The following is a 1,383-nucleotide window of genomic DNA, read 5'->3' as shown; positions in this document are numbered from 1 at the left end:
ACGCCAAGAATTTCATAATAATCAACCTTCATCATGTATTCCTGAATGTATTCCTGATAGTTTTTCTATCATCCATCTTTACACTTGACTGAGAGCTATAGCAAGAATAACGCAACTACAAATTTTATAAATATATCATGTCCCAAAAATACGATCAGAGGTCAACCACTTATCTAGGCCACTTTCCTGTGGTTTTTGCCTGTTTATAAGCCTGATATTCCTTTGGCAAAGAAGTGCTTTTAAGTTTAAACCATTCCTCTAACGCTTTTTGACGCCCTTGGTTACTGTTCGTCTCGTCAGCTAGGTAATCACTAATAAAATTATTCATCCGTGTAGAAGGAATTTTCGGCAACCGCTCCCGTTTCTGTTTCAACACAGCAAGATGATCAACTAAATCACCATAGTTAATATCTTTCCCCGCTAAAATACAAGATTTTCGCCAGTGATTTAACCAATACCATTGGCCAGATTTATCAGGCAACACACCAAACTTTTTTTCAACATTTTCCTGTAGAAAAGCTTTTGTTTTTTTATCGCTAACATAGTTTAGTACTCGGCTATCCATGGCTAATTTATCACGCTCTCCTTTATTTTGTCGGTTAGGAATATCAACTGGCAACGGACTAGACAAACCAAACAAATGGGCTTTAATATGCTGCTCAAGTTCATTTTTTTTTAAACTACCTACGCGCAGCCCCAAAGATCGAGCGATTTGTTTAAGTTCTTCAGCATAAAAATACATCCCTTCAAACTCTTCTAACGTCATACGTTTAGAAAATTGTTTCATTCCTCTTCCGCTCCTATATACATATCCAAAATTGTACACACATACAGTTATGTGCCCTACCCTCCGTTAGTACAGTTCTACATCGTGTTTAAAGAATTTCATAAACATATTTTTAGCCCTAGAATGTTCGGTTATTACGCTAGATCTCTTTAATATACTCACGAACCTGCACTCCAACATGACGCCCTACAGTACTCAGATAAGCCTTGACCCTCGAACCAGCACGCAATTCAGTAATATTGAGGGGTTGTCCACTCTCAGAAAATATACGCACATGCCAATCATCTTGCATCAAAACGCTAAATGGATAATTCTCTTTTAATTTATATTTTTAGCAACAAAGTTGCAACTTATCTCAAATAATAAAGCCCAGCCTTATATTTCAAAGGCCGGGTTTATAAACTAATCAACACATATGCTGACACTATTTCTTCTTATCATTAACTTCTTCAAAATCAGCATCAACAACATCATCATTCTTTGTCTCTGTTTCAGTGTCAGCGCTTGCTGCTTGTGACGCTTCATACATAGCCTGTCCAAGTTTCATACTGACTTCTGCTAATTTTTGCATCTTTGTTGTTACTTCTTCCGTATCA

General features: G+C 36.9%; 1 protein-coding gene and 1 pseudogene. Both read right to left on the bottom strand.

All coding sequences use genetic code 11. The features are described from left to right. Window positions 1–169: 169 nt before the first annotated feature. Window positions 170–787 carry an SAP domain-containing protein gene (locus FS875_RS09900; RefSeq protein WP_144756265.1) on the bottom strand — a complete coding sequence of 206 codons (618 nt, stop codon included), beginning with the start codon at window positions 785–787 and terminating at the stop codon, window positions 170–172. A gap of 139 nt (window positions 788–926) precedes the next feature. Continuing rightward, a pseudogene (locus FS875_RS09895) lies at window positions 927–1,091 on the bottom strand (3-dehydroquinate synthase II family protein); the annotation flags it as partial. Between the last annotated feature and the right edge of the window lie 292 nt (window positions 1,092–1,383).

The organism is Bartonella saheliensis, from assembly GCF_902162175.1.
Note: the sequence above shows the minus strand (reverse complement) of the source record. Positions and strands in the feature narration are given on the sequence as shown.